17 protein-coding genes and 1 pseudogene are annotated in these 21,997 nt (G+C 61.9%); 14 read left to right on the forward strand and 4 right to left on the reverse strand.

Features of this window, described 5'->3' with window-relative positions:
* Positions 1 to 54 precede the first annotated feature (54 nt).
* The 4 genes from H7225_RS03390 to H7225_RS03405 all read right to left on the reverse strand — a co-directional run bounded on the left by H7225_RS03390 (position 55) and on the right by H7225_RS03405 (position 3,765).
* Complete coding sequence (locus tag H7225_RS03390) at positions 55 to 1,431, reverse strand: sigma 54-interacting transcriptional regulator (RefSeq protein WP_290659381.1); 1,377 nt, start codon at positions 1,429 to 1,431, stop codon at positions 55 to 57.
* Positions 1,428 to 2,087: a hypothetical protein gene (locus tag H7225_RS03395; RefSeq protein WP_290659382.1), complete on the reverse strand. Its 660-nt coding sequence runs from the start codon at positions 2,085 to 2,087 to the stop codon at positions 1,428 to 1,430. Before H7225_RS03395 ends, H7225_RS03390 begins: the two co-directional genes overlap by 4 nt.
* Positions 2,074 to 3,504: an ATP-binding protein gene (locus tag H7225_RS03400; RefSeq protein ID WP_290659383.1), complete on the reverse strand. Its 1,431-nt coding sequence runs from the start codon at positions 3,502 to 3,504 to the stop codon at positions 2,074 to 2,076. The genes H7225_RS03395 and H7225_RS03400 overlap by 14 nt, the downstream gene beginning before the upstream one ends.
* Positions 3,505 to 3,615: 111 nt before the next feature.
* Positions 3,616 to 3,765: a hypothetical protein gene (locus H7225_RS03405; protein WP_290659397.1), complete on the reverse strand. Its 150-nt coding sequence runs from the start codon at positions 3,763 to 3,765 to the stop codon at positions 3,616 to 3,618.
* Here H7225_RS03405 and H7225_RS03410 point away from each other — a divergent pair.
* The 14 genes and pseudogenes from H7225_RS03410 to H7225_RS03475 all read left to right on the forward strand — a co-directional run.
* Positions 3,697 to 4,658 (forward strand): annotated as a pseudogene (locus tag H7225_RS03410) (IS5 family transposase). The gene H7225_RS03405 and the pseudogene H7225_RS03410 sit on opposite strands and share 69 nt — an antisense overlap.
* Before the next feature lie 479 nt (positions 4,659 to 5,137).
* Positions 5,138 to 5,398, forward strand: coding sequence for a hypothetical protein (locus tag H7225_RS03415; RefSeq protein WP_290659384.1), 261 nt, complete (start codon positions 5,138 to 5,140; stop codon positions 5,396 to 5,398).
* A gap of 21 nt (positions 5,399 to 5,419) precedes the next feature.
* A complete protein-coding gene (locus H7225_RS03420; protein WP_290659385.1) occupies positions 5,420 to 6,808 on the forward strand; it encodes a hypothetical protein in 1,389 nt (462 codons plus the stop codon).
* On the forward strand, positions 6,805 to 7,677 hold the full coding sequence (locus tag H7225_RS03425) for a hypothetical protein (RefSeq protein ID WP_290659386.1): 873 nt from the start codon (positions 6,805 to 6,807) through the stop codon (positions 7,675 to 7,677). The genes H7225_RS03420 and H7225_RS03425 overlap by 4 nt, the downstream gene beginning before the upstream one ends.
* On the forward strand, positions 7,674 to 8,477 hold the full coding sequence (locus tag H7225_RS03430; protein WP_290659387.1) for a hypothetical protein: 804 nt from the start codon (positions 7,674 to 7,676) through the stop codon (positions 8,475 to 8,477). The genes H7225_RS03425 and H7225_RS03430 overlap by 4 nt, the downstream gene beginning before the upstream one ends.
* Positions 8,478 to 8,511: 34 nt before the next feature.
* A complete protein-coding gene (locus H7225_RS03435; RefSeq protein ID WP_290659388.1) occupies positions 8,512 to 9,309 on the forward strand; it encodes a hypothetical protein in 798 nt (265 codons plus the stop codon).
* Complete coding sequence (locus H7225_RS03440; RefSeq protein ID WP_290659389.1) at positions 9,306 to 9,515, forward strand: hypothetical protein; 210 nt, start codon at positions 9,306 to 9,308, stop codon at positions 9,513 to 9,515. Before H7225_RS03435 ends, H7225_RS03440 begins: the two co-directional genes overlap by 4 nt.
* A gap of 12 nt (positions 9,516 to 9,527) precedes the next feature.
* Positions 9,528 to 10,541: a Flp pilus assembly protein CpaB gene (gene cpaB / locus H7225_RS03445; protein WP_290659390.1), complete on the forward strand. Its 1,014-nt coding sequence runs from the start codon at positions 9,528 to 9,530 to the stop codon at positions 10,539 to 10,541.
* Between the two features lie 14 nt (positions 10,542 to 10,555).
* A complete protein-coding gene (locus H7225_RS03450; protein WP_290659391.1) occupies positions 10,556 to 12,829 on the forward strand; it encodes a pilus assembly protein N-terminal domain-containing protein in 2,274 nt (757 codons plus the stop codon).
* Positions 12,830 to 12,839: 10 nt separating this feature from the next.
* Positions 12,840 to 14,681, forward strand: a complete 1,842-nt coding sequence (locus H7225_RS03455) for an ATPase, T2SS/T4P/T4SS family (RefSeq protein WP_290659392.1) — start codon at positions 12,840 to 12,842, stop codon at positions 14,679 to 14,681.
* Entirely contained in the window at positions 14,678 to 15,538 is an 861-nt protein-coding gene (locus H7225_RS03460) for a type II secretion system F family protein (RefSeq protein ID WP_290659393.1), read from the forward strand. Before H7225_RS03455 ends, H7225_RS03460 begins: the two co-directional genes overlap by 4 nt.
* A 10-nt stretch (positions 15,539 to 15,548) precedes the next feature.
* A complete protein-coding gene (locus H7225_RS03465) occupies positions 15,549 to 16,478 on the forward strand; it encodes a type II secretion system F family protein (protein ID WP_290659394.1) in 930 nt (309 codons plus the stop codon).
* 43 nt (positions 16,479 to 16,521) lie between these two features.
* Complete coding sequence (locus H7225_RS03470; RefSeq protein ID WP_290659395.1) at positions 16,522 to 18,228, forward strand: DUF192 domain-containing protein; 1,707 nt, start codon at positions 16,522 to 16,524, stop codon at positions 18,226 to 18,228.
* A 4-nt stretch (positions 18,229 to 18,232) separates the two neighbouring features.
* Positions 18,233 to 21,997 (forward strand): DUF6531 domain-containing protein (locus H7225_RS03475; protein ID WP_290659396.1); only part of this gene is annotated, 3,765 nt, incomplete at its 3' end.

A 21,997-nucleotide genomic window follows, 5' to 3' on the forward strand; every position in this document is an offset into this window, starting at 1 on the left:
AGCACCTCGGTAAGAGGTGCCAAGTGCTTGATTCACAAAGAGAAAAGCTTGTCGCTATTCGGCGACAGGGCCATCGGTGCGGAACACGCCCGGGGTCAGGCCATGCTTTTGCAGCAGGCGGTAGAACTCGGTGCGGTTGCGGCCGGCCAGGCGGGCGGCGTCGGCCACGCTGCCGTCGGTCAGCTTGAGCAAATCGACCAGGTACTCGCGCTCGAAACGCAGACGCGCCTCGGTAAAAGTGAGCACTTGCACACTCGGCACCCTCAACGCCCGCTGCACCAGGGCCAGGGGGATCAAGGGCGTGGTGGCCAGCGCGCTGACCTGCTCGACCACGTTGTGCAACTGGCGCACATTGCCCGGCCAAGGCGCGGTGGCCAGGGCCTTGACCGCCTCGGGCGCGAAGCCGTTGACGCGCTTGTTGTATTTGGCCGCCAGCTTGGCCAGGAAGTGGTTGGCCAGCAGGGGGATGTCTTCGCGGCGCTCGGCCAGGGTCGGCAAAGTCAGCGACACCACGTTCAGACGGTAGTACAGGTCTTCGCGGAACTCGCCCTCGGCCATGGCGGCGTCCAGATCGCGGTGCGTGGCCGACATGATGCGCACATCAATCGGGATGGCCTGGCTGGCGCCCACCGGCCGCACCACCCGCTCTTGCAGCACGCGCAGCAGCTTGACTTGCAGGGCCACGGGCATGTCGCCGATTTCGTCCAGAAACAGGGTGCCGCCATTGGCCGCCTGGAACAGGCCGGCATGGTTGGCCACCGCGCCGGTGAAAGCGCCCTTGATGTGGCCGAACAATTCGGATTCGAGCAGGCTTTCGGGGATGGCCCCGCAGTTGACGGCGACGAAGGGGTGCGACGCGCGCGGGCTGGCGCGGTGGATGGCCTGGGCCAGCACCTCTTTGCCGCTGCCGCTTTCGCCCCGGATCAGCACGCTGGCGTCTGACCCCGCCACCAGCTTGGCCTCGGCCAGCAACTCGGCCATCACGTTCGATCGGCTGACGATGGCCTGGCGCCAGGATTCGTTGGCGCTGGCGCTTTGGTTGTGGTCGGTGGGCGAGCCCAGGGCCAGGGCCTGGCCGATGGTCTCCAGCAGCGCCTTGCCATCGAAAGGCTTGGTCAGGTAGGTGTAGACGCCACGCGAGGTGGCCTCGACCGCGTCGGGGATGGTGCCGTGGGCGGTCAGCAAAATCACGGGCAGCGAGGGGTGCTTGGCGCGGATGGCATCGAACAAGGCCAGGCCATCTTTGCCCGGCAATTGCACATCGCTGAGCACCAGTTGCGGCCGCTCCATGGCCAGTTGCGACAGCGCCGCCTCGGCCGATTCGACCGCCGTGACGCGGTAGCCCGCTGCCGTCAAGCGCATCGACAGCAGGCGCAGCAGATCGGGGTCGTCATCGACCAGCAGGACATGGGCGCCAATGGGGGCGCTCATGGCTTTTGGACCGGCTTGGCGGCGGAGGATGCCTGCGGTGCGGCGGGCCCCGGGCCGGGCGTGTTGCGGCTGTTCAGGCTGCGCTCGATGGACTTGAGCGCTTCCAGCTTTTCATTGAGCTGGTCGAGCTTGCGCTGGTTGTCTTTTTGCACATCGCGCAGTTGCTGGTTGAGTCGTTCGACCTGGTCTTCGGCGCGGCGCTGGTCGGCGTAGCGGGCGGCCAGCAGGCGTGCCAGGCCATGCCAGGCTTGGGCCTCGGGCGATGGGTTGCCGAGGACCTGGTCCAGCAAAATCTGGGCCTTGGCCAAGTCGCCCGAGGTGCGGGTGAGGCCCAGGACCAGCGCCAGGTCCATGGTGGCCTGGAGGGAACTTGCGCCGTCGCCCAGGCGGCCCAACTCACGGGACAGGTCGGCGGTGGGCAGTCGGGACAGGGTCTCTTGGTAGGCCAGCAGGTGGCGCGCGGCCGTGTCCACTGGCTCAACCGTGGGCACGTAGACGATGGCGGGCGCCGGTGGCATCTCGGCCACCTTGGCCTCGGGATGTTTGATCGGTGTGATCGGCGCGCAGGCCATGGACGCCCCGGCCACCAGCAGGCACGCCGCGATGCAGCGTTGCCGTGAGCGGGCCAGCCAGGGCTGGGAATCAAATGACAGCATGCGGAAGCTCGATTCGAAAATGGGCGCCCGGTCCTTCGGGCAACAGGTCCACGCGGCCACCATGCGCCTCGATGTACTCGCGCACGATGGACAGGCCGATGCCGGTCCCGCGCACGGCGCCTTCGGGCTGGCGTTCACCACGGTAAAAGGGTTCAAACACCCGGGCGATGTCGCTGTGGGCCACCCCGGCGCCCTGGTCCACGATGTCGATGCGCGCCAGGCCTGGCGCGCGCGACAGTGAAAATTGAATGGTAGCGCCCAGCGGGCTGAAGCGGATGGCGTTGGACAAAAGGTTGCCCAATGCGGTGCCCAATTTGTCGGGGTCAACCTCGACCTGCAGCGGCCCGCCACGCACGTTCACTTGCAATTGGCGCGCTTGCCATTGCAATTGTTGGGCGTTGATCAAGCTCTTGATCAACTCGGCCAGATCGGTCTTGCGGCGGCTCAGTCGACGCGCATCAAAGGCGGCGGCGTTGAAGCGCAGCAGATCCTCGATCTGGCTTTGCAGGGCCAGGGTGTTGTGGCCCAGGATCTTGGCGATCTCGCGCTGGTCGGCGCTCAACTCGCCGGCCACGCCGTCTTCCAGCAAAGCCACGCCTTCGCGCAGCGCGGCCAGCGGCGTCTTCAACTCATGCGAGACATGGCGCAAAAAGCGCGACTTGTCGTCGTCCAACTCTTTCAGGCGCAGGCGCAGCCACTCCAGCCGCTGGCCGAGCGATCGCAAGTCGCTGGGGCCCTGGATGTCCACGGGCACATCCAGGCGGTTCTCGCCCAGGCCCACGATGGCGCGCTCCAGCCGCTTCAAGGGGCGGGTCAGCCACACGCCAAAACCCAGCGCCATCAACACCGCCAGCGCGATCGCGATCAACACCTGGCGGGCCAGGGCGGCGCGGCCGGCTTCCAGTTCATCTTGCAGGCGGTGGTTGCGTTGCTCGCTGTCCTTGCGCACCTGCTCGGCGATGGCCGCGTTGGTGAGGTCCAGTTCGCGGAACTGCTGGGCCAGGGCCAACTCGCGCAGTTGCCCGGTGGATTTGGGGCCTTTGAACTGGTCGGTGATCACGGTCAGCTGGCCACGCCAACGCGAGACCAGGGCCGGTGGCAGTTGTTGCGCCTGCAGCTCTTGCAGCACGCGGTGGGCGTCTTTGGTGGCGTCTTCAAAACGGCGCAGCAGCACGGGGTCGTCCAGCACCAGGTACTGGCGCGCGGCGCGCTCCATGGCCACGCTGCGTTCGGCCAGGTGCTGCGTGCCGGCGGTCAGTTGCACCGTGCGCTCGGCGGCGGCGCGGCTTTGCACCATCAGGCGTTCCAACGCGTACAGGCCGCCCAGCGAGGCCGCGGCCAGCAGGCCGGCGATCAGCAGGAAGGCGGCCAGCAGCAACTGGCGAAAGGACGCGCGGTAGAAGGTCAGCATGCGCATGGAGTCGTTGGCGATCCATGGACTTTAACGGTTGACCGGATGGCCCAAGGCCTGCTGGATGATTGTTGGCGAAACAGCGGGCAAGCGGGAAGACCGGCCGGGGGAGGTGCCTTAGCAGGCTGCTGAAATACCTTCACCGAAGGCCTGTTCAACCTCAAGAAGCTCGATGACTTCGTGCCCGCCACTCACCCACTGCGGTTCATCCGCACAATGGTCAACAAGGCACTGGCCGAGATGGGCGAACTGTTCGCTCAGATGCATGAGGCGGACGCCCAAGCATCGCGCCATAGAAATTGCTTCGAGCCATGCTGCTGCAGGTGTTGTACTCGATCCGCTTCGAGCGTCAGCTTAGGGTGCAGACGCAACACAACCTGCTGTTTCGCTGGTTCATTGGCCTGTCGATGGACGACTCGGTGTGGATGCCCACGGTGTTCACCAAGAACCGTGAACGCCTGATCGAGCGCGATGTGGTGGTGGTCTTCTTCAACGAGGTGCTCAAGCAGGCCCACAAGAAGAAGTGGCTGTCCAAAGAGCACTTCAGCGTGGACGGGACGCTGATTCAAGCCTGGGCAGGCCACAAGAGCTTCGTGCGCAAAGACGGCAAGGGCGATGAAGATGGCGGCGGCTTTCGAGGCAAGTCGTGCAGCAACGAGACGCACGAATCCAGCACCGACCCCGACAGCAGGCTGTGTCGCAAAGGCAAGACGGCCAGCGAATTGCGCGTCATGGGGCACACGCTGATGGAGAACCGCACTGGGCTGATCGTCAACGCCATGGGGGCAGACGTTCGCCAAGTCAACCCAGGCGCTGCAAGGCATGAAGGTCACACCGCATGTGGCGCAGAATAAATCAAACCGCAAGTCGGCTGTGCCCGATGAGATCGCGAGTGCCGAGAGCGCAGCATCTCGATGCAAAAACGCAAGCTCATCGAACAGGGCTTTGGCTGGGCCAAGTTCATTGGCCCGATTCGCCAGGTGATGGTGTTCTGCATCAAGAAGTTCGATCAGGTCTTCACGATGGCCGTGGCCGCCTACAACCTCACGCGCATGCGTACCTTGGGACAAGTCCGTCCGGAGCTAACTCGCATCGTCGAAAAACGAACCTTCACGTCAGCAGCGGAGCTGCGCGCTGTGGGCATTTCCGCAGCCTGTTAGTGGCCGCGGCCGTTCAGTTGCTCGACACCTTGATCAATGGCCGCTCTTGCTGGCAAACGCAGCGCCTTGACCCGCTGCAGTGATCCAGTGCAAACCGTACCTGATGCGGCAGACCGCTTTGGTGCAACCGCGCGTGATTCCGGTCCCGGACTACTGTACTCGCGATCGGTGTTCAGTCCATCGAGCCCGGTTGGCCATCGTCACCAACACACGGAGAACCTGCTACGCACCGTTCGATAAGGAGGTGATTGGGACGATCTGTGCCGTGCCAGCCAAGTGCTGAATCTGTAGCAGCAGGCTGGGCTAATGGTTCCAAGAGCTTGCGTTTCGTTTGGTTACACAAACCCCGACTTTTGGGGGGAGCCAGTTTTAGGGATCATCAATAAACTCTCGGCACGGCGATCGGGCGAGATGATCTCTCCGAAATTCAGTTCTGCAGCAAGCCGTCTGCATCACATCAATCGTTCAGGGATGAAACCATGAAAAGCAATCTACAGCAGCGCGGCCAAGGCATGACCGAGTACATCGTGATCGTGGCATTGATTGCCGTTGCCGCAATCGCCACCTACCAATTCTTTGGTCAAACAATCCGCAGCCAAACCGCCGGCATCGCCCAAGAGTTGTCTGGCCATTCGTCTACAGTCGCCAGAACGGCGGCTGGCACTGCCGCTACCGCCGCTCAAACCGAAGGCGGAGCCACTAAGGGCATGGCCACGTACAACAACGACAATGCACGTTGATCTGTAGATAGAGCAAAAAAAATGATGACGGCCAACCCTGCACGGGGTTGGTCGGCAAGTCAGGGAGGGCTGCGTCAGCGTGGTCAGGCATTGGTCTATGGACTATTTGTTCTGGCCGCAGGCCTGACGTCCCTGTTCTTCCTGTTCAATGCCGGCCAACTCACACTTGAACGAGACAAGCTGACCACCACGGCCGATGCCGTTGCGTACAGCGCTGGCGTCATGAACGCCCGCGCGCTCAATTTCACGGCGTATACCAACCGCGCATTGGTGGCCAACGAAGTGGCCGTCGCCCAAATGGTGAGCCTGGCTTCCTGGACACACTTGATTGAGAGCGAAGGGCAAACCGCCGCCTCTCTGGGCTGTGAAACCATCTACAACTTTCCTTACGGTGCAACCTTTGCGCGGTACGGCACCTTGTGCATGGGGCTGTTCTATTCGGCGATCTACACCTCCAGCATTTCACAGTTTCTCGACAACGCGGCACCGGTCATGTTGGCGGCGATTGAAGGTGTGAAAACGATGTTGCAAGGAACCCAAGCCATCATGGTGGGCGTCCTGATTGCGCAACGCCCGGTGGTCATGCAAGAGGTGGCAGATGCCAATTACCGCAACAACGGAAGCATTCGTGTTGAACTGCCCCTTGAAGATGATTTCCTTCTATTTGATGGCAGCGGCCCGTTTCTGACGTGGCGAACAGGCGCGGCTCGTAATCGCTTTGCCAGCGTCGCAGTGGCCGCTGCCAACAGCGACCCCTTCTTGCCTGGCCGCAACTGGACGGATGAGCAGGGTTTAGGGCATCTCTGTGCGTTTGGTTGGAAGAAAGACCGCATTGATCGCACCGGGGGTACTTCACTGATAGGCCTGAGCGAATGGCGCGCCACAGACAATGTTCGTTACACCTATTACTACACGAAGTGGAAGTGGAGCGGCCCGAAATGCCGCTCCGCCGGAACCACATGGGCCTCTGGCAAGCAAAGCGCGGGCGGCCAGGGAAGCAGTACCAACTGGACCGCCTATAAAGGCATCCCCTCGCACCTCGACCTGTCGGATCGAGCGCTGAGCTTCACCCCAGAGAATAGCAACCCCAACAAACGAGACCCACGCTTGCGCTTCACAGCTCGGCTCACTCGCGATGTGGCTCAAACAGCGACATCCGAGGGGCGTTCGAACATCAAGCCCGCGCCTGGTGGCGGTATGTATGGGATCAACCAATTCAAGAGCAATGCTGCCAAGAAGCAATATGGCGCAGTGGCGACATCCGAGGTGTACTTCGAGCGACCAACCAAACGAGCTGATGGCCGAACTGAACTGGCCAACGTGTTCAATCCTTATTGGCAGGTCCATCTGGTCGAAACATCTGGTGGCGTGAAGACGGTAGCCCGCGCCCTCCAAGGGGTGGCATTTTGAACGGCGCCATTTGGCTACTGCGCGCCAGCCTATGCGCGGCTGTTGGCATCAACGCACCGTTGATTTCCCACGCAGAAACCTCCTTGGAGCGCCAGATATTCAGCGAGCCCTCACCGCACAAGGGCTTGCGTAGCGAGGGCCGTGCCGTTGCAGCGCATTGGGCGCGATACGTTGAGCAAGTAGGCAATGAGGCGTCCAACCAAAAACGCATGACTCAGCTGCGTCGAGCGGTGGCCGAATGTGCGCACAGCAATCGCGAAAGCGGCTTGCCCGTTGTCGAAATCAACCAGTGGCCCATTCGCCTGAACAGCGTGCGCGTTGACGTATATGTTGCCGTCGATCGTGTGGCCACTTACAGCCATGGCGTCGCATATGTGCTGAACCCGCAAAATTGTGCCCTCCTTGAACACGAGAGCCTCGCGGCAACGGTGCGTTCACTGCAGGGAGTGTGCAAAGTGGATCTGCTGTCGAAAGCGGCCAATAGCAGCTGCGCGAACGGCAATCAACGTGTCCGCCGTCTGCCTCTCTCCGCTGTTGCGTCCAGGCCTGGTTTTTCGCCACTGGCTGTGCAATCGCCTTTCACACCTCGCGTCACCGGTGAGCGCCGAACAGTCGCGGGCCACACCTGCGATGTGGCGACCAACCCGCTTGATCCCAACCAAGGCACCCACTGTTACGCAAGGGGGGGCGGGTTTCCTGGCCATGGGCCGCGCGTGGTGGCCGACGGTACGGCGTTGGTGATCGAGTCAATCTCAGCAGAAGGGTTTGTGTTCAGGGCTGATGAAGTTGTTCTCGACATGGCTGTCTCTGTCAGCATCTTTTCGCCTGAATCCAGCGCGGGCATTCGCGTCGAGAGGGCCGAAGAATGAAGGTCGTCCTCGGCAAGCCCTCACAAAGGGGTCAAGCGCTGATCGAGTTTTTGGTTGCGTCTCTGGTGCTCATTCCGCTATTTCTTTTGCTGCCCATGATTGGCAAGTACCAGGATATCTCTCACGCCACCTTGATGGCCAGTCGATATGTGGCGTTCGATGCGATGGTGCGCAACGACAGCGTGAACTCCTGGAAGCCCGAGGCGCAAGTAGCGCAAGAAGTGCGTCGGCGCTTTTTCGGCGACTCCCAAACCCCTATCAAGACGGACGACACGGGAGGCGACGTCACCGCCGATCGCAACATGCTGTGGGTCGATCCAACGGGCAAGCCATTGATTGAAAAATTCGACCGCGATGTGATCGTCACGTTCGGCCCTGGCAATGGCGCCGCCCATGTCAATGGTTTCACTGCTGCCCACGATCACCAAGCATTTCAAGGACACAGTCGCTTTGACTTGCCTGCGCGCGGCATCTACAACGCCAACGTCACCGTTTCGCTGGCCAATCTGCCCAGCGGGCTCACCTTCCTAGAGCCATTCAACACCCTGAATTTGACGGTCTCGCGCACGACCGCGGTTTTGCTTGACCCCTGGGCGGGGCGCAATCCCAATGAGGTGCAAACCAAGTTGGACAACATTTTGGACAACCCTGCGGTTGCGTTGGCCCCCATGGACCCTCTGCTGGACTTGGCTGTTCAGGCCCTGGACGGCAGGCTGCTGACGCTAGGAGACATTCGAGGTCCGAAACTCGGCAAATTGCAGTTCTGGGCTGACGTCGTGCAGCCTGACCGGCTTCGATAGATTTATGCGCCGCGCCCCGCCCCAGACAATCCCCATGCGACTACCCACCAAACTTCAAAAAGGCAAGTTCGCCGCGACCCGTTTTTGGGGCATTGCACTCGTCATCGCAGTGCTTGCCTCGGTCGTGTTCATGCGCCCTAGCATCAGTGCAGGCCAACCCCAGGTCTGGCCCACCATTCAATTGCCTGCAGATGCCGAATCAATCAGCATCAGTGATCACATGGTCGCCAACGGCGTCCCAATGCGGACGAGTAGCTTCACTGCAAGACAGGATGTGGCGACCACCGTTGCATGGTTCAAAGCACGGCTGGGATCGCCCTTGGCGGAAGACCGCCTGGGCAACAAGACCATTTTGGGACGCGCTGAGGGCGATTTCTACATCACGATTCAACTTGAGCAGATTGAGACCGGAGTGCTCGGCCTGATTGGGGTCAGCGACATGAGGTATGCCTTGACTCAACGAGGCAAGTCACGTGAGGCCACCGATGCATGGGCCCGCGACTTGCCGTCTGGCACAAAAGTTTTGAATCTTCTGGTGTCGCAGGACGATGGGAAGTCGTCCACTTACCTGCTGGCGAGCAACTTGCAGAGCGATGCCCTTAATGCAGAGCGCGCTACACGGGCACTGGAGCGTCGCGGCTTTGTGGTTGAGCGCAAGGTCGATCTTGAAAAGGGCGCCACGGTCAACGGCAGCGTCATCACGGTGTCAGGAAGAACAGTGCTCTTCAAATCCGCCGGCCGAGAAGCCACCGTGATGGCATTCCACGATGAATCAGGCAGGGCTGCCATCGTGATCAACGCGGTTGTTCTGACAGGGCGGCTTGCGCCATGAAGGTAAAAGTCGCCCCCCTTCAGCGCACACGCGGGCAGGCCATGGTCGAGTACATGGTCGTGGTTGCCGCGCTCACGTTTGCATTGTTTTATCCCATCACGGATGCATCCAGCCCCGATCAGCCCCGCACAACGGTACAGATCATGATCAACGGCTTTCGTCAAGCCTACGAGAACATCAGTGCGGCATTGTCCATTCCAGAGTAGTCAGCCCCAGTTATGAAGTTGCCGTTGCCAAAAATGAAGTTCAAGCCATCCAAGGCGGTTGTTGTTCTCGGCGTTGCCATCGCGATTGGGTTGCTTGCCGCACTAGCAGCGCGCAACTATCTTAGCAATCGTGTCGAGGCCATTGATGCGCAGGCACGAGGCAAGATGATCGATCTTGTCGTGGCCAAGATCGATCTCGACAAAGGCGCGACGTTGACGAATGAAAACGTCGCCGTTCGCTCGATACCTGTCGAGTATGCCCACGAAGCTGCCATTTCACCAGGCAGTTTCGATCGGGCCGACGGCGAGAAACTCGCTTACCCGCTCAAGGCTGGTCAATTGCTCATGTGGGGACTGCTCGAAACGAAACGCGTGCCGACGTTTTCTGCGCGGATCGACGTCGGGCATCGGGCCATGACGGTGCCTGTCGACGAGATCAGTTCAATCTCTGGAATGCTTGAGCCCGGCGATGTGATCGACCTGATCGTGACAGTTGACCGCGATGGCAAGAAGACGACTTTCCCTTTGCTGCAAAGCGTGCCGGTGTTGGCCACCGGGCAACGCTCGATCGACGATCCCAAGAGCGGCGAACGGCGCGAATTCTCGACGGTCACCCTGGACACTACGCCTGAACAGGCTCAGCACGTGATCATGGCGCGCGAGGGCGGCATGATCACTGCGTTATTGCGCAACCCGCAAGACCAGCAAAAGATAGGGGATCAGGCCGTCGATATCGCGTCGATGCTCGGAAGCAAGTCCCTCAGCGGCTCCACAGCAACGACGCCGAGCGGCGCGGGTACCGATGAGGGCGTGCCGGTGCTGTATGGCGGCGGGGGCAAATTCACACCCGAGCAATTGAACATGGGGGGCAGTCCTCGCCTGGCTTCAGCCAAAGCGATGTCCAAATTGGATCCAGTCGACAAGCCATTCTCCGCAACCACCAATCCGGTCAAGCCTGGCGAATTGCTCAACGAGCAAGCCAAGGCATTGGTCAGCGCACAGCGTTCCAACGTGAAGCAGCAGTAATTGAAAGTTCAGCCATGAATTCCCTTCCGTCCGGTGGCAAGACCACCGGGTATGTTTCGCGCTTTGCTGTTTTGCTGGTATCGGTCACCGCCGCGTTGGCTTGCGGCGAGTCAACGGCGCAGTCATTGACAGGCAACCCGGCCAAGGTCAATGCCCCCTCTGCCGCGGCCACTGAGCCCGCCCGGCCAAGCAGCGCGGTGAGCAGGGCAAGCGGCGGTTTTGCCCCGAACCTCAAGCCAGTGCTCAAGCGCCGGGTTGGCGATGTTGCTTACGCGCCCGTAAAACTGCTTGATGATCAGGGCCAGACGCCGGAGATCGAAATGTTCGCGGGCGAGTCGCGTGTGTTGCCCGCCCCTGGGGTGGGGCGCATTGCGGTCGGTAACGGGCAGATTCTCACCGCTGCGGCGCTGGACAAGCGTGAAATCTTGTTGTTTGCCAATCAGCCGGGCACTTCCTCGCTGTTCATCTGGAACGAAGATGGGCGCTATCAGCGGCTCAAGATCAACATCGTGCCCGGGGACACCTCAAGGATCGGCCGTGAAATCGCCGCTTTTTTGGTCAGTATCCCGGGTGCCCGGGCTTCGATCGTGGGCGACAAGGTCATCGTCGAGGGAGAGCGCCTTTCTGATGCAGACTTGGCCAAACTCAAGAAGCTAGAAGGCACCTATCCGCAAATCGTCAACTTCACCAGCGCACAGGGCTGGGAAAAGATGGTAATGATGGACGTGAAAGTGGTGGAGTTTCCCCGCTCGGAAATGCGGGAGCTCGGGCTCAAATGGTCACCCACTGGTGGCGGAACGATCGGCGCGGTCTGGGCGCCGATTCGCCAGGGCAATAACGGCCCTTATCAGATCAATATCCCATCGAACTCGACCCAGGGTGTGGGTCCCGTCTCCGATCCAGGTCAAACCACCACCACCCTGCACTCCGCATTGAACGTCATTGGCGGGTTCAACATCGGGCTTAACACCCAGCTGCAGGCCCTTGCCCAAGATGGCAAGGCTGTCGTGTTGGCAGAGCCGCAGCTGTCTACTCGAAGCGGCTCTGAGGCCAAGTTTGTGGCCGGCGGGGAATACCCCTACACGGTGTCGAATATCACCGGCACAACCGTGTTGTTCAAACCGTACGGTATCCAGTTGACGATCAAGCCCACCGTCGATCAAGAGGGCTACGTGCGCGCCACGATTAACACTGAAGTCAGCTCGATCGACTCTTCAGTATCGACGCCTGAAGGCCCGGCGCTCAAGACGCGTTCGACCAAAACAGAATTCAACGTCAAGGCTGGGGAGACCATTGTGCTCAGCGGCATGTTGACGCGCGACAACAGCACCAACGTCGACAAAGTCCCCTTCCTTGGCGACATTCCTGTCCTTGGTGCGCTGTTCCGCTCGAAACGTTTTCAGAACAGCGAGACCGAGCTGGTTGTGTTCGTGACGCCCATCGTCGTCGACTCCCAAACGCCTGGTTTGGTCGATCGGGTTGAAAGAACCAAGGCCCGCCTTCAGGAGCAGTTTGGTCCGGCGCCGTACCTGACCGATCCCTTGCAGCCTGGGCGACAAGCTGAGCGCCTGACCGAGGCATCGTCATTGCATCAGCCAGGACATGCTGAAGACGCCAAACGTGCATTGCCAGCGCCAGCCCCACAGCAGGACATCGGCAAGCCCGCACCGCGCACACCGCTGACTGGTTCAGCGCTGGTGCCTGCCGCTCAAAACCCACTCACGCGCTCTGCCCAGCCGCTGGGTGGTGGCTCCAGTCTTCGCGTCAAGCTGGAAGGTCTTGTGTTGCGAGCATCGCCCGACATTCGCAGTCCGACACTCATGCGATTGGGCAATGGCTCGGTGGTTCAACTTGGCAATCAGGAGGCGCCCCCCGAATTGCGCAGTTTGTGGCGCAACGTTTTGGTGGGTGCGGTGAACGGCTGGGTGGCGGCTAAGTGGGTGGAGCCGACAACTCGCGCTTTTGCGGCCAATACCGATGAGGGCCCCGCTGCCCGCGAAGCGCAAGGCGGCCAGGCTTTGGGCGCACCTATTTCGCCGGGCCATCTGGTCCCTTTGACCGTGCCGGCGCCCGACGAGTCAGTCAAGGTGGTTCGGCAATATCGCGTTGCATTGCCCAAACTGGCCATGCGCGTTGCGCCGGATGTGAACGCCGCCATCTTGCAGCAGATCCCTGAAGGAACCATGGTGGAAACAAGTGAAGCGAGTGCCCGCGGAGGGTGGTTACCCGTCGATGCGGGCGGCAAGCATGGCTGGGTGGCAGCCCAGTGGCTTGAGGCTCAACCTTGAGGCGGTCATCATGATGAATATTCTGATCGACGAGCCTGATGGCACTGTGCGTGAGATGCAGGTCGGGGACGATTGCGTGATCGGCAAAAATGCGAAAAGCGAGATCCACCTGTCCAGCTGGCGTGTCGCGAAAGAGCATGCGCGCCTGTTCAGAACCCCGTCAGGCGTGCTGGTTGAGGACATGGGTGCCTTTGGCGGTGTCACGGTCAATGGCGAACGAATCGACATTCAGCATGGCCCGCTCAAAGCCAGCGATGTGATTGGTGTGGGGCCCTATAAGCTTCGCATCAAAGGGGCGACTGAAGGCGCTAAGCCGGTGCGTCCCTCCGCGCAGCCCGACACTGCAGCGCAGGCCCGGCGCCACGCCCAGACCGCTGAAATCCTGCAAGCTTCTCACACCCACGCCCGCCGCGTGCAAAGTGAGATTGTTCGCACGCGAGAGGTGGAAGCGTCTGAGGTGACGCCTGCCGCCGAGGGGCGAGTCAGCCTGGCGTTGGTCCTCCTGCCCGACCAGGATCAGCGTGAAATGGAGTTCGAATGGCGCAAGCGCATCCATGGTTTGTTACTCGAAACCATGGACTTGCGTCGCCAGGATGTTTCGCGAATGACCGATGAGCGCTTGCGACAGGAGACCGAAAGTCTCATTCGCACGCTGCTCAAGGAGCGTGATCGCGAGATCCCCCCAACGATTGATCGACAACTGCTGTGCCGCCAGGTGCTCAATGAAGCCGTCGGGCTTGGGCCACTTGAAGAGCTCCTGGCCGATGACCAAGTGACTGAAATCATGGTTAACCGCTACAACGAAATCTTCGTCGAGCGCGCCGGCCGATTGCAGCGCCACCCGCTGACTTTCACGGGGGACCGAGCCGTCATGGGCGTGATCGAACGCATCGTGGCGCCGCTGGGGCGGCGCATCGACGAGTCATCGCCGATGGTCGATGCGCGCCTGAAAGACGGCTCCCGCGTCAACGCCATCATCCCGCCGTTGGCACTTAAGGGCCCGACGCTCACCATTCGGAAATTCTCGAAGCGAAAGCTGGCCGCCAGTGACTTGGTGTCCTCTGGGTCAATCAGTCCGGCCATGGCCGAATTTTTGCAGATCTGCGTCGAGCGTCGAAAAAACATGGTGGTCTCGGGCGGCACGGGCTCTGGAAAAACCACCTTGCTCAACATCTTGTCGAACTTCATCCCCGCTGGTGAGCGCGTGATCACGGTCGAAGATGCGGCCGAGCTGCAACTCAATCATGAGCATCTGATCAGCCTTGAATCACGCCCGCCAAACGTTGAAGGCAAGGGCGGCGTGCAGATTCGTGATTTGGTCAAAAACACGCTGCGCATGCGGCCCGACCGCATTGTGGTGGGCGAGTGCCGAGGTGCCGAGGCACTCGACATGCTGCAGGCGATGAACACTGGCCACGAAGGGTCGCTGACCACGCTGCACGCCAATACACCCCGTGATGGCCTGGCGCGGCTGGAGACCATGGTCTTGATGGCGGGCATGGAGCTACCGCTCGTCGCCATCCGTGAGCAGATCGCCTCGGCGGTCGACATCATCGTGCAACAAACGCGGTTTTCATGCGGCACGCGCATGGTCACCCACATAGCCGAGATCACGGGCATTGAAAGCGGCACGATCCAGATTCAGGATCTTTTCAAGTTCGTTAACCGGGGCTATGACCCGAACACTGGCAAGGTGCGCGGTTACTTCACGGGCTGTGACATGGCGCCCTGCTTTTATGAAGATTTGCTGGCATCGGGTCAGGCCCTTGACCTGAGCATCTTCAAGCCCACGGGGCCCGACACCAGCCATCACGCCTCGCTGCGTCATGAAATGGACGAGGACCTGCTGTGAACTCGTCCGCCTTCATCATCACGACCTCCGTCGTTGTAGCGCTGTCTGCGGGCTTGCTGGTCTGGTTCATCATGGACGTCGGCACCACCGGATTGGCGCGCTACCGTGCCCATTTCACGGCGCAGGTAGGTTTCCAGGCTCGCGAGTTTTTCCTGTTCCTCGATCCACGCCGGCTTTTCGCTGCCAATTTGGCCATCATGGCATTGAGCGGAGTGATCGTGTATGCCATCACGGACAGCCTGGTGATGGTGATACCTGTGATCGGCTTTCTGGTCTTCGCGCCACGCGTGCTGTACGCGTGGATGCGCAATAAGCGGCTACTGACATTCGAAGAGCAATTACCCGACGCCTTGATGACGCTGTCCGGTGGCATGCGTGCCGGTATCGGGCTGAGCGCAGCCATGACTCAACTCGTGGCTGAGGCGCAGAACCCGCTGGCTCAGGAGTTTTCGCTGATGTTGCGCGAGCAGCGATTGGGTCTGACGTTGGAGCAAAGCTTGAACAACCTGTCGCGCCGCGTACCCACCCAGACCACCGTGCTGGTGGTGTCCGCCATGCGCATCGCGGTTGAGACTGGTGGAGGTCTGGCCGAAACGCTGGAGCGCACAGCCCAGATGATCCGAAACCGCTTGCAGATGGAGGGCAAGATTCGAGCGCTCACCTCGCAAGGAAAGATGCAGGCATGGGTTGTGGGCATGTTGCCAATCTTTCTGATGTTTGTGCTGAACAAGATGGAGCCCGAGGCCATGAGCGAGTTGTGGCACACGCCTTTGGGTTGGGGCGTGTTGGCCGTGGTGGCCTTCCTTGAGGTCATGGGCATCTACGTCGTGCGCAAGATCGTCACGATTGACGTTTGATGAGTCCGCCATGATCAATGACATTCTTTCCAATGCGACCGTGGTGTTTGTGCTCGTTGGCCTGGGTGCCGGTGTAAGTGTCGCGCTGATCGCCTGGCTGGTGAGCGAGGCACTCGTCGCGGTGCCCAGCGAAGATCGCGAGTTCAAAGACCCCCCGCCCTTGGGCTTTCGTTTGCTCTGGTGGCCGATCCAGTGGATCGGCCATTACCTTGATCCCTACATCACCGTCAAAAAGAAGAGCAAGCTGTCAGTTGCCCTGCGGCAGGCTGGCCTTGAGTTCAGCATCCACCCAACGCAGTACATCGCTGGGCGACTGACTGCAGCCTTTTTTCTGGCGGGCCTGAGCTATCTGCTGCTTGGCAGCTTTGACAAGGGGCCACCGGGCAGCGGCTTTTCCGATAAGGTTTATCTTCAAGTCTGCGCCTTCGGTGCGTTCTTCGGGTGGGTTTATCCGGCGATTTGGATGAAGGATCGCATTGCCCTGCGACGAAAGGATCTTCTCAAGGCGCTGCCGTTTTTCCTTGACATCGTGACGCTGTGTGTCGAGGCTGGGCTGAACATTCAGGGGGCCATGAGCCAGGCGGTCTCCAAGGGCCCCAAGGGTGTGCTGCGCAGCGAATTCTTGCGTGTGTTGCGCGACGTTCGGGCGGGCAAGCAACGTGCGGATGCCATGCGTGCCATGGCCGATCGGCTCAAGGAGTCTGCTGTCACCTCCTTCACGACCGCAGTCATTCAGGCCGAAATGATGGGCATGAGCCTGGGGCCGGTACTTCGTGCTCAGGCCGATCAGCGCCGCTCGGAGCGCTTCTTGCGCGCTGAAAAAATGGCCATGGAAGCGCCTGTCAAGATGCTTTTCCCGCTGATTGCTTTCATCTTTCCCTGCACGTTCATCGTGCTGTTCTTCCCGATCGTCATCAAGTTCATGCATTCCGGACTTTGATCAGGGTCGTTGCATTCCTAAAAAAATATTCAGGTGAGCATCCATGAAATCCATAGGCACGCCTGCCCTGCGCAGCGCGGCCACCGGTCGTCATCATCCGGTGACCATCAAGGTGGCGGACTCATTTTTTGAACGCTTTCGCGGCTTGATGTTCACCAAGAGCCTGCCTGCTGGCCACGCATTGTTGCTGATGGGCTGCCCCAGTGTGCACACCGCCTTCATGCGCTATGCCATTGACGTGCTGTACCTGGACGGTCAGGGCCGTGTGCTCAAGTGCGTGCCTCGGCTGCGCCCTTGGCGAATCAGCAGCAGCGGTCTGGGCTTGTTCGCGGCTCGGCGTGTCGGGGGCGTGAACACGCTGGAGTTGCCATCTGGCAGCATCGAGCGCCTGAGGCTGCAAGTGGGGGACCAAGTCGATCATGCGTTGTTGATCGCCAATCAGCAGCCCCAGGCCCCGCTTGGCACCGAGAAGACCGATGCGGCGCCGAGCACCTCGGTGCATCGTCAGCGTGGTGCGGCAATGGTCGAGTTCGTGGTGGTCGGCCCAATCGTCACGCTGCTTGGCCTGAGTGCGGCTCAGTACGGCATGTTCTTCAATGCCAAAAACATGATCAACCATGCTTCGTTCATGGCAGCCCGCGCGGGAAGCTTTTCAAACGCAAAGGCCGACAAGGCGACGGAGGCGTACATCAAGGCCCTGCTGCCACTGTATGGCGGAGGCAAAGATTTAAGCAGCCGCACCAAAGCGCTGGCGGAAGCAACACTCGATTTGAAGAACCCCATCCACCTGCGGGTTGAGATCCTCAACCCCACGAAGGAAAGCTTCGACGATTGGAGCGAGCCGGCGCTACAGACCGCACTCAAGACGGGCAGCCTGCGCGTCATCCCCAATGCGAATCTTGCCTACAAGCTGGCTGATGCCACTTCAGCCAAACAGCTGGGAGTGAACAAGGATTTCAAAAACATCAACGGCGAACTGGTCAAGAACTCGTCGGGTCAGAGCCTGACGGACGCCAATCTTCTCAAGCTGCGCATCACGCACGCCTATGAGCCCAAGGTGCCGTTCATGAAGGCATTCATCATCAATTACATGAAGTGGATGGACACGAAAGAGGACGCGGCGCGCACGGCCATGATCGCCGATGGGCGCATCCCCATCGTCAGCAATGTGACCGTGCAGATGCAAAGTGCGGCCATTGAGTCCCCCGCGCTGGTTTCGGCCCCCGGCGAAGGCAACCACGGTGCTCCCCAGGACCCGGGCGAGCCGCCCATCACGGCAGATCCTGGGCCATCGCCGTCCGATCCAGGTGGCACTGGCAATGGCTCGGGCACCTGTCAGGGGGCAGCCTGCCCCGTCTGTCCCAATACAGTCAAGCAGGTGTTGAGCGCGGACGCGCTGTTCAAGTTCGACAAGTCGTCGCTCAGCGACATGCTGCCCGGCGGCACAGCGCAACTCGACAGGCTGATCGAGTACGCCAAGACGACCAAGCCCACCAGCGTGACCGTTGTTGGCTACACCGATCACCTTGGCACGCTTGCACACAACCAGAAGCTGTCGGAAGACCGGGCCAAGACCGTGCGTGATTACCTCAAGGCGCACGGTTTTCCGGATGTTCCCATCAAGGTGGTCGGCAAGGCCGATGCCGATCCCATCGTTGATTCGGCCACATGCGCCAAGCTGCCCAAGGCCCAAGAGATCAACTGCCTGCAACCCAATCGCCGCGTCGAAGTGTTGCTGCACGGAGTGTGAAGTCATGAAAAAAATGAACAAGAGTTGGTTGGCGTGCGCCCTGATGCTCATCAGCTTGCTGGGTGGTGCGCAAGCTGCGGACGTTACATCGGGCACAGGTTCTACCGGCGGCAGTTGCAGCCCGGCCACGGGGGGCGACCCGGCCAAGACCTGCTCGGGCGCGAGCAACCCGATCAATGTCACCACGGGCAACAAGTACCAGCGTGAGGTGGACATGGCGCCGCTGCCCGGCGTGCTGGGGCTGGAGTTGATTCGGCACTACAACAGCGCCTACAGCACCACCAGCAACGTCAATGGCATTGTGGGCCGAGGTTGGAAGCTCAGCTACGAGACCGAGCTGGAGGCCATTGGCAACTCGGTGCAGATCATCCAGGCCGATGGCGAGCGCATCATCTTTGCGCGAAGCCCGCTTGACCGCAACCTGTGCTCGACGCTGGACCCCGCGCAGGGCAGCATCACGGTGGCCCGCACCGACCGGGGCGACGAGTATCTGTGGCGCCTGCCGTCGGGCCGCCAGTTGAGCTTCAATGCACAGGGCAAGCTGGTGCAGATCCGCGTGCCCAGCGGCGAATTCGTCAGCTTGCAGCATGATCGCCGGGGCCACCTGGTCAAGGTGACCGACCCGCAAGGCCGCACCCTGCAGTTGACTTACCTGGACCCCAAGGCCCGCGTCAGCAATTCGGCGCAGCCGCGCTTCTCGGGCGTGCAGCACATTGACACGCCGGTGGGGCGCTACAGCTACCAATACGGCAGCCCGTTGCCCAAAGGCACCAAGGCCTCGGCCCTGGAGGTGTCGGCCAACCTGGTGCAGGTGAGCCTGCCCGCAGGCAAGGGCCTGCCGGTGCCAAGCCGGCAGTACCTGTATGAAGACGCGCGCTGGCCGACCTTGCTCACCGGCATCGCTGTTGGCTCGCAGCGCGTGGCCACCTATGCTTACAACGAGCGCGGCTGGGCGGTGCGCAGTGAGAACGGCCAAGCGGTGGACCTGCTGGAGCTGGAGCGGGCCAGCCTCAACGAGCGCGGCCAGCCCGGGCGGGTCGTGCTGGTGCACAGCAAAGATGCCCAGCACCCGCAAGGCCAAGCGCTGGAGGTGCTGAGCGCGCAAGTGGCCGGCCAATACCGCATCACCGAGACGCGCGGCGTGGCCTGCCCCATCACACTGAACTGCCCGGCCGGCAATGTGCGCTACGCCTATGACGAGGGCGGCCGCACGCGCCAGGTCACGTACTTTGCCCCGCCCGCCGTCACCCGCACCGACAAGGGCTGGCAAGTGGCCCCGCTGAGCCAGGCGCTGCGCGCTGACAAGTACGACTACGACGGCCTGGGGCGCACCACGCGCCACATTGACGTGCGCTACAGCCGCGCGCCCGGCCAGCCGATGCGCACGACCGCCCCCACCACCGAGCGCATTGTCCAGGAGGTCCACTACGACGGCCCCAGCGACCGCATTGCCCTGGTGCGCCAGCCCAGCGTGGTTCCCGGCCAATGGCATGAAGTGCGCACGAGCTACAACGATGTTGGCCAAGTCACGCAGGTCAGCCAAAGCGGCTGGCGCCCGGCCCTGGCCGATGCCGCTGCGCAGCCCATTGAGCGCAGCACCACCTACCGCTACGCCCGGATCAATGGCCGCAGCGTGCTGGCCGCCGCTGATGGCCCCTTGCCCGGCCCGGCCGACACCACCGGCTACGATTGGGACGCGCGGGCCGACCACCTGGTGCGCACCCGCTACCCGCAAGGGTTGCGGCACAGCTACCAACGAGACGATGCCGGGCGCATCGCTGAAGAGACACCGCCCGACGGCGTGAGCATCGCGCACACCTACTTGCCTACAGGGCAAGACACCGGCTGGCGGCGTGGCCCCGCGCAGGTCACCGTGAGCTACGACGCCATGCTGCGCCCCACCCGCATCGATCTGCCCGATGGCGAAGTGCGCCGCATGGCCTATGAAGACCGCAGCGGCGCTGTGGCCCTGGCCAGCAACACCGGTCAGGCGCAGTGGATCACGCCACCGAACATGCCGGGCCTGCCGGCCGTGTCGAACCCCGCCGTCCAGCGCCTGGCCCCTGATCTTGTCCCCAGCACGCCACCGGCGCCGTGGACGGGCCAGCAAGTGCTGGTCGATGACTTCGGCGGGCTGGTGGCCCTGCACACCGACACGACGGGCTGGGAAACACGCCGCCATGACCAGGCAGGACGCCTGATCGAGCGCCGCCTGGCCGACGGCACACTGTGGCGCTGGCAACGCGACGCGCTGGGCCGCATCGTGCGCCATGAAGTCAGCCGGGCGGGTGCTCAGGCAGAGACGACCACCTTGACCTACCAGGGCGTGCACCTGATCGGCATCGACCACCCCAATGAGCGCGAACGCCATGCCTACGACGCGCTGGGCCGACTGGCCAGCCGCACGGTGCAGCGCGCCGGCCTGGGCTACACCGAGCGCTTCGAGTACGACGAGGCCGACCGCGTGGTCCGTCAATCACTGCCCGAAGGTGGCGCGCTGAGCTACACCTGGGGCGTGGGCCGCCAGTTGCGGGCCATCGAGCACGACGACGGCCGGGTCAGCGCCGTGCTGGGCCAAGGCATGAGCCAATGGCTGGGCTGGGGGAGGCACACCCTCATTGAGCCGCTGAAGGCTCAGGCCACCGTGGTGGCCACGGCCGCCACCCCCACGGCCACCAAGGTGGCGGCCTCGGGCCCGGCCATCATGCAGGCGGCGCTGGACAAGGCTCTGCAAGCTGAGCATGGCTACCGCTGGGGCAACGGGGTGGAGCTGCGCTGGCAGCTCGATCAGAGCGGGCAGCTCTCAAGCATGCGCTATCAGGCATCGGCCGAAAGTTCATGGCAGCAGGCCTTGCTGGCTTGGCTACCCAGCGCAAACGCCGCCAACGCCACGAACGCCACGAACGCCGCCAATGCCAGCGCTGTGTCCGGGCGACCACTGCTTGAACTGGCCTATGCCTACGACCAGCAAGGGCGCATGAGCCAGCGGGACGAAGATGGCGCCAGGACCGGCTATGGCTACGACGCCAGTGGCCGCCTGCTGGTGGCCCAAGGCCAGGCCGATGAGGTGGAGTACTACGCCTACGAGCAAGGCCGCATGCTGGGCAGCGAGATCCAAAGCCAGACCACCGATTGGCGCCAGGTGCACACCGAGCGCAACGCCAGCGGCATGCCGCAGCTCATCGACCGCCAGGGCGTGATCCGCCGCCTGAGCTACAGCGCCGACAACCGGCTGATCGAAGTCAAGGAGGGTGACAAGGTTCTCGCCCTGTACAGCCACAACACGCATGGCCAGCGCATTGGCAAGACCTTGGGCAATGGCCGCGCCACCAGCTACCTGTGGCAAGGCGGGCAGATGGTGGGCGAGACCCAGCCAGCCAGCCATGGCGCACTGGCGCGCCGCTATGTTTATGCCCATGGCGTGCCGGTGGCGGTGATCGATTACGAGCACGGCGCCAGGCTGCAAGTCGAGGCCAGACCAGGCGAGGGTGGTGCGTGGCATCAAGCCGTGCATTGGGCGCAGACGGCCTGGCAGGCGAGCACCGCCAGCGCACCAAAGTTGACCTACCTGCATACCAACGAAATCGGCACACCGATTGCGGCCACCAATGCCCAAGGCAAGGTGATCTGGCGGGGCAGCTACAGCGCCTATGGCTTGACCAAAACCAAGACAACGAGCCGACCTGGCCATGTCGCGCAAGCAGGTGTCCAAGGCATTGAGCTGAACCTGCGCCTGCCGGGCCAGTACTTCGATGCCGAGACCGGCTGG

The sequence above is a fragment of the Aquabacterium sp. genome (assembly GCF_014378415.1).
Taxonomy (GTDB): domain Bacteria; phylum Pseudomonadota; class Gammaproteobacteria; order Burkholderiales; family Burkholderiaceae_C; genus Aquabacterium.

What these genes read in the sequence shown, in the direction of transcription:
- H7225_RS03430 (WP_290659387.1), top strand. Translation starts at nt 7,674, where the DNA reads ATGAAGGTCGTCCTCGGCAAGCCCTCACAAAGGGGTCAAGCGCTGATC.
- H7225_RS03400 (WP_290659383.1), bottom strand. Translation starts at nt 3,504, where the DNA reads ATGCGCATGCTGACCTTCTACCGCGCGTCCTTTCGCCAGTTGCTGCTG.
- H7225_RS03415 (WP_290659384.1), top strand. Translation starts at nt 5,138, where the DNA reads ATGAAAAGCAATCTACAGCAGCGCGGCCAAGGCATGACCGAGTACATC.
- H7225_RS03420 (WP_290659385.1), top strand. Translation starts at nt 5,420, where the DNA reads ATGATGACGGCCAACCCTGCACGGGGTTGGTCGGCAAGTCAGGGAGGG.
- H7225_RS03470 (WP_290659395.1), top strand. Translation starts at nt 16,522, where the DNA reads ATGAAATCCATAGGCACGCCTGCCCTGCGCAGCGCGGCCACCGGTCGT.
- cpaB (WP_290659390.1), top strand. Translation starts at nt 9,528, where the DNA reads ATGAAGTTGCCGTTGCCAAAAATGAAGTTCAAGCCATCCAAGGCGGTT.
- H7225_RS03440 (WP_290659389.1), top strand. Translation starts at nt 9,306, where the DNA reads ATGAAGGTAAAAGTCGCCCCCCTTCAGCGCACACGCGGGCAGGCCATG.
- H7225_RS03390 (WP_290659381.1), bottom strand. Translation starts at nt 1,431, where the DNA reads ATGAGCGCCCCCATTGGCGCCCATGTCCTGCTGGTCGATGACGACCCC.
- H7225_RS03435 (WP_290659388.1), top strand. Translation starts at nt 8,512, where the DNA reads ATGCGACTACCCACCAAACTTCAAAAAGGCAAGTTCGCCGCGACCCGT.
- H7225_RS03465 (WP_290659394.1), top strand. Translation starts at nt 15,549, where the DNA reads ATGATCAATGACATTCTTTCCAATGCGACCGTGGTGTTTGTGCTCGTT.
- H7225_RS03455 (WP_290659392.1), top strand. Translation starts at nt 12,840, where the DNA reads ATGATGAATATTCTGATCGACGAGCCTGATGGCACTGTGCGTGAGATG.
- H7225_RS03405 (WP_290659397.1), bottom strand. Translation starts at nt 3,765, where the DNA reads ATGCATCTGAGCGAACAGTTCGCCCATCTCGGCCAGTGCCTTGTTGAC.
- H7225_RS03395 (WP_290659382.1), bottom strand. Translation starts at nt 2,087, where the DNA reads ATGCTGTCATTTGATTCCCAGCCCTGGCTGGCCCGCTCACGGCAACGC.
- H7225_RS03450 (WP_290659391.1), top strand. Translation starts at nt 10,556, where the DNA reads ATGAATTCCCTTCCGTCCGGTGGCAAGACCACCGGGTATGTTTCGCGC.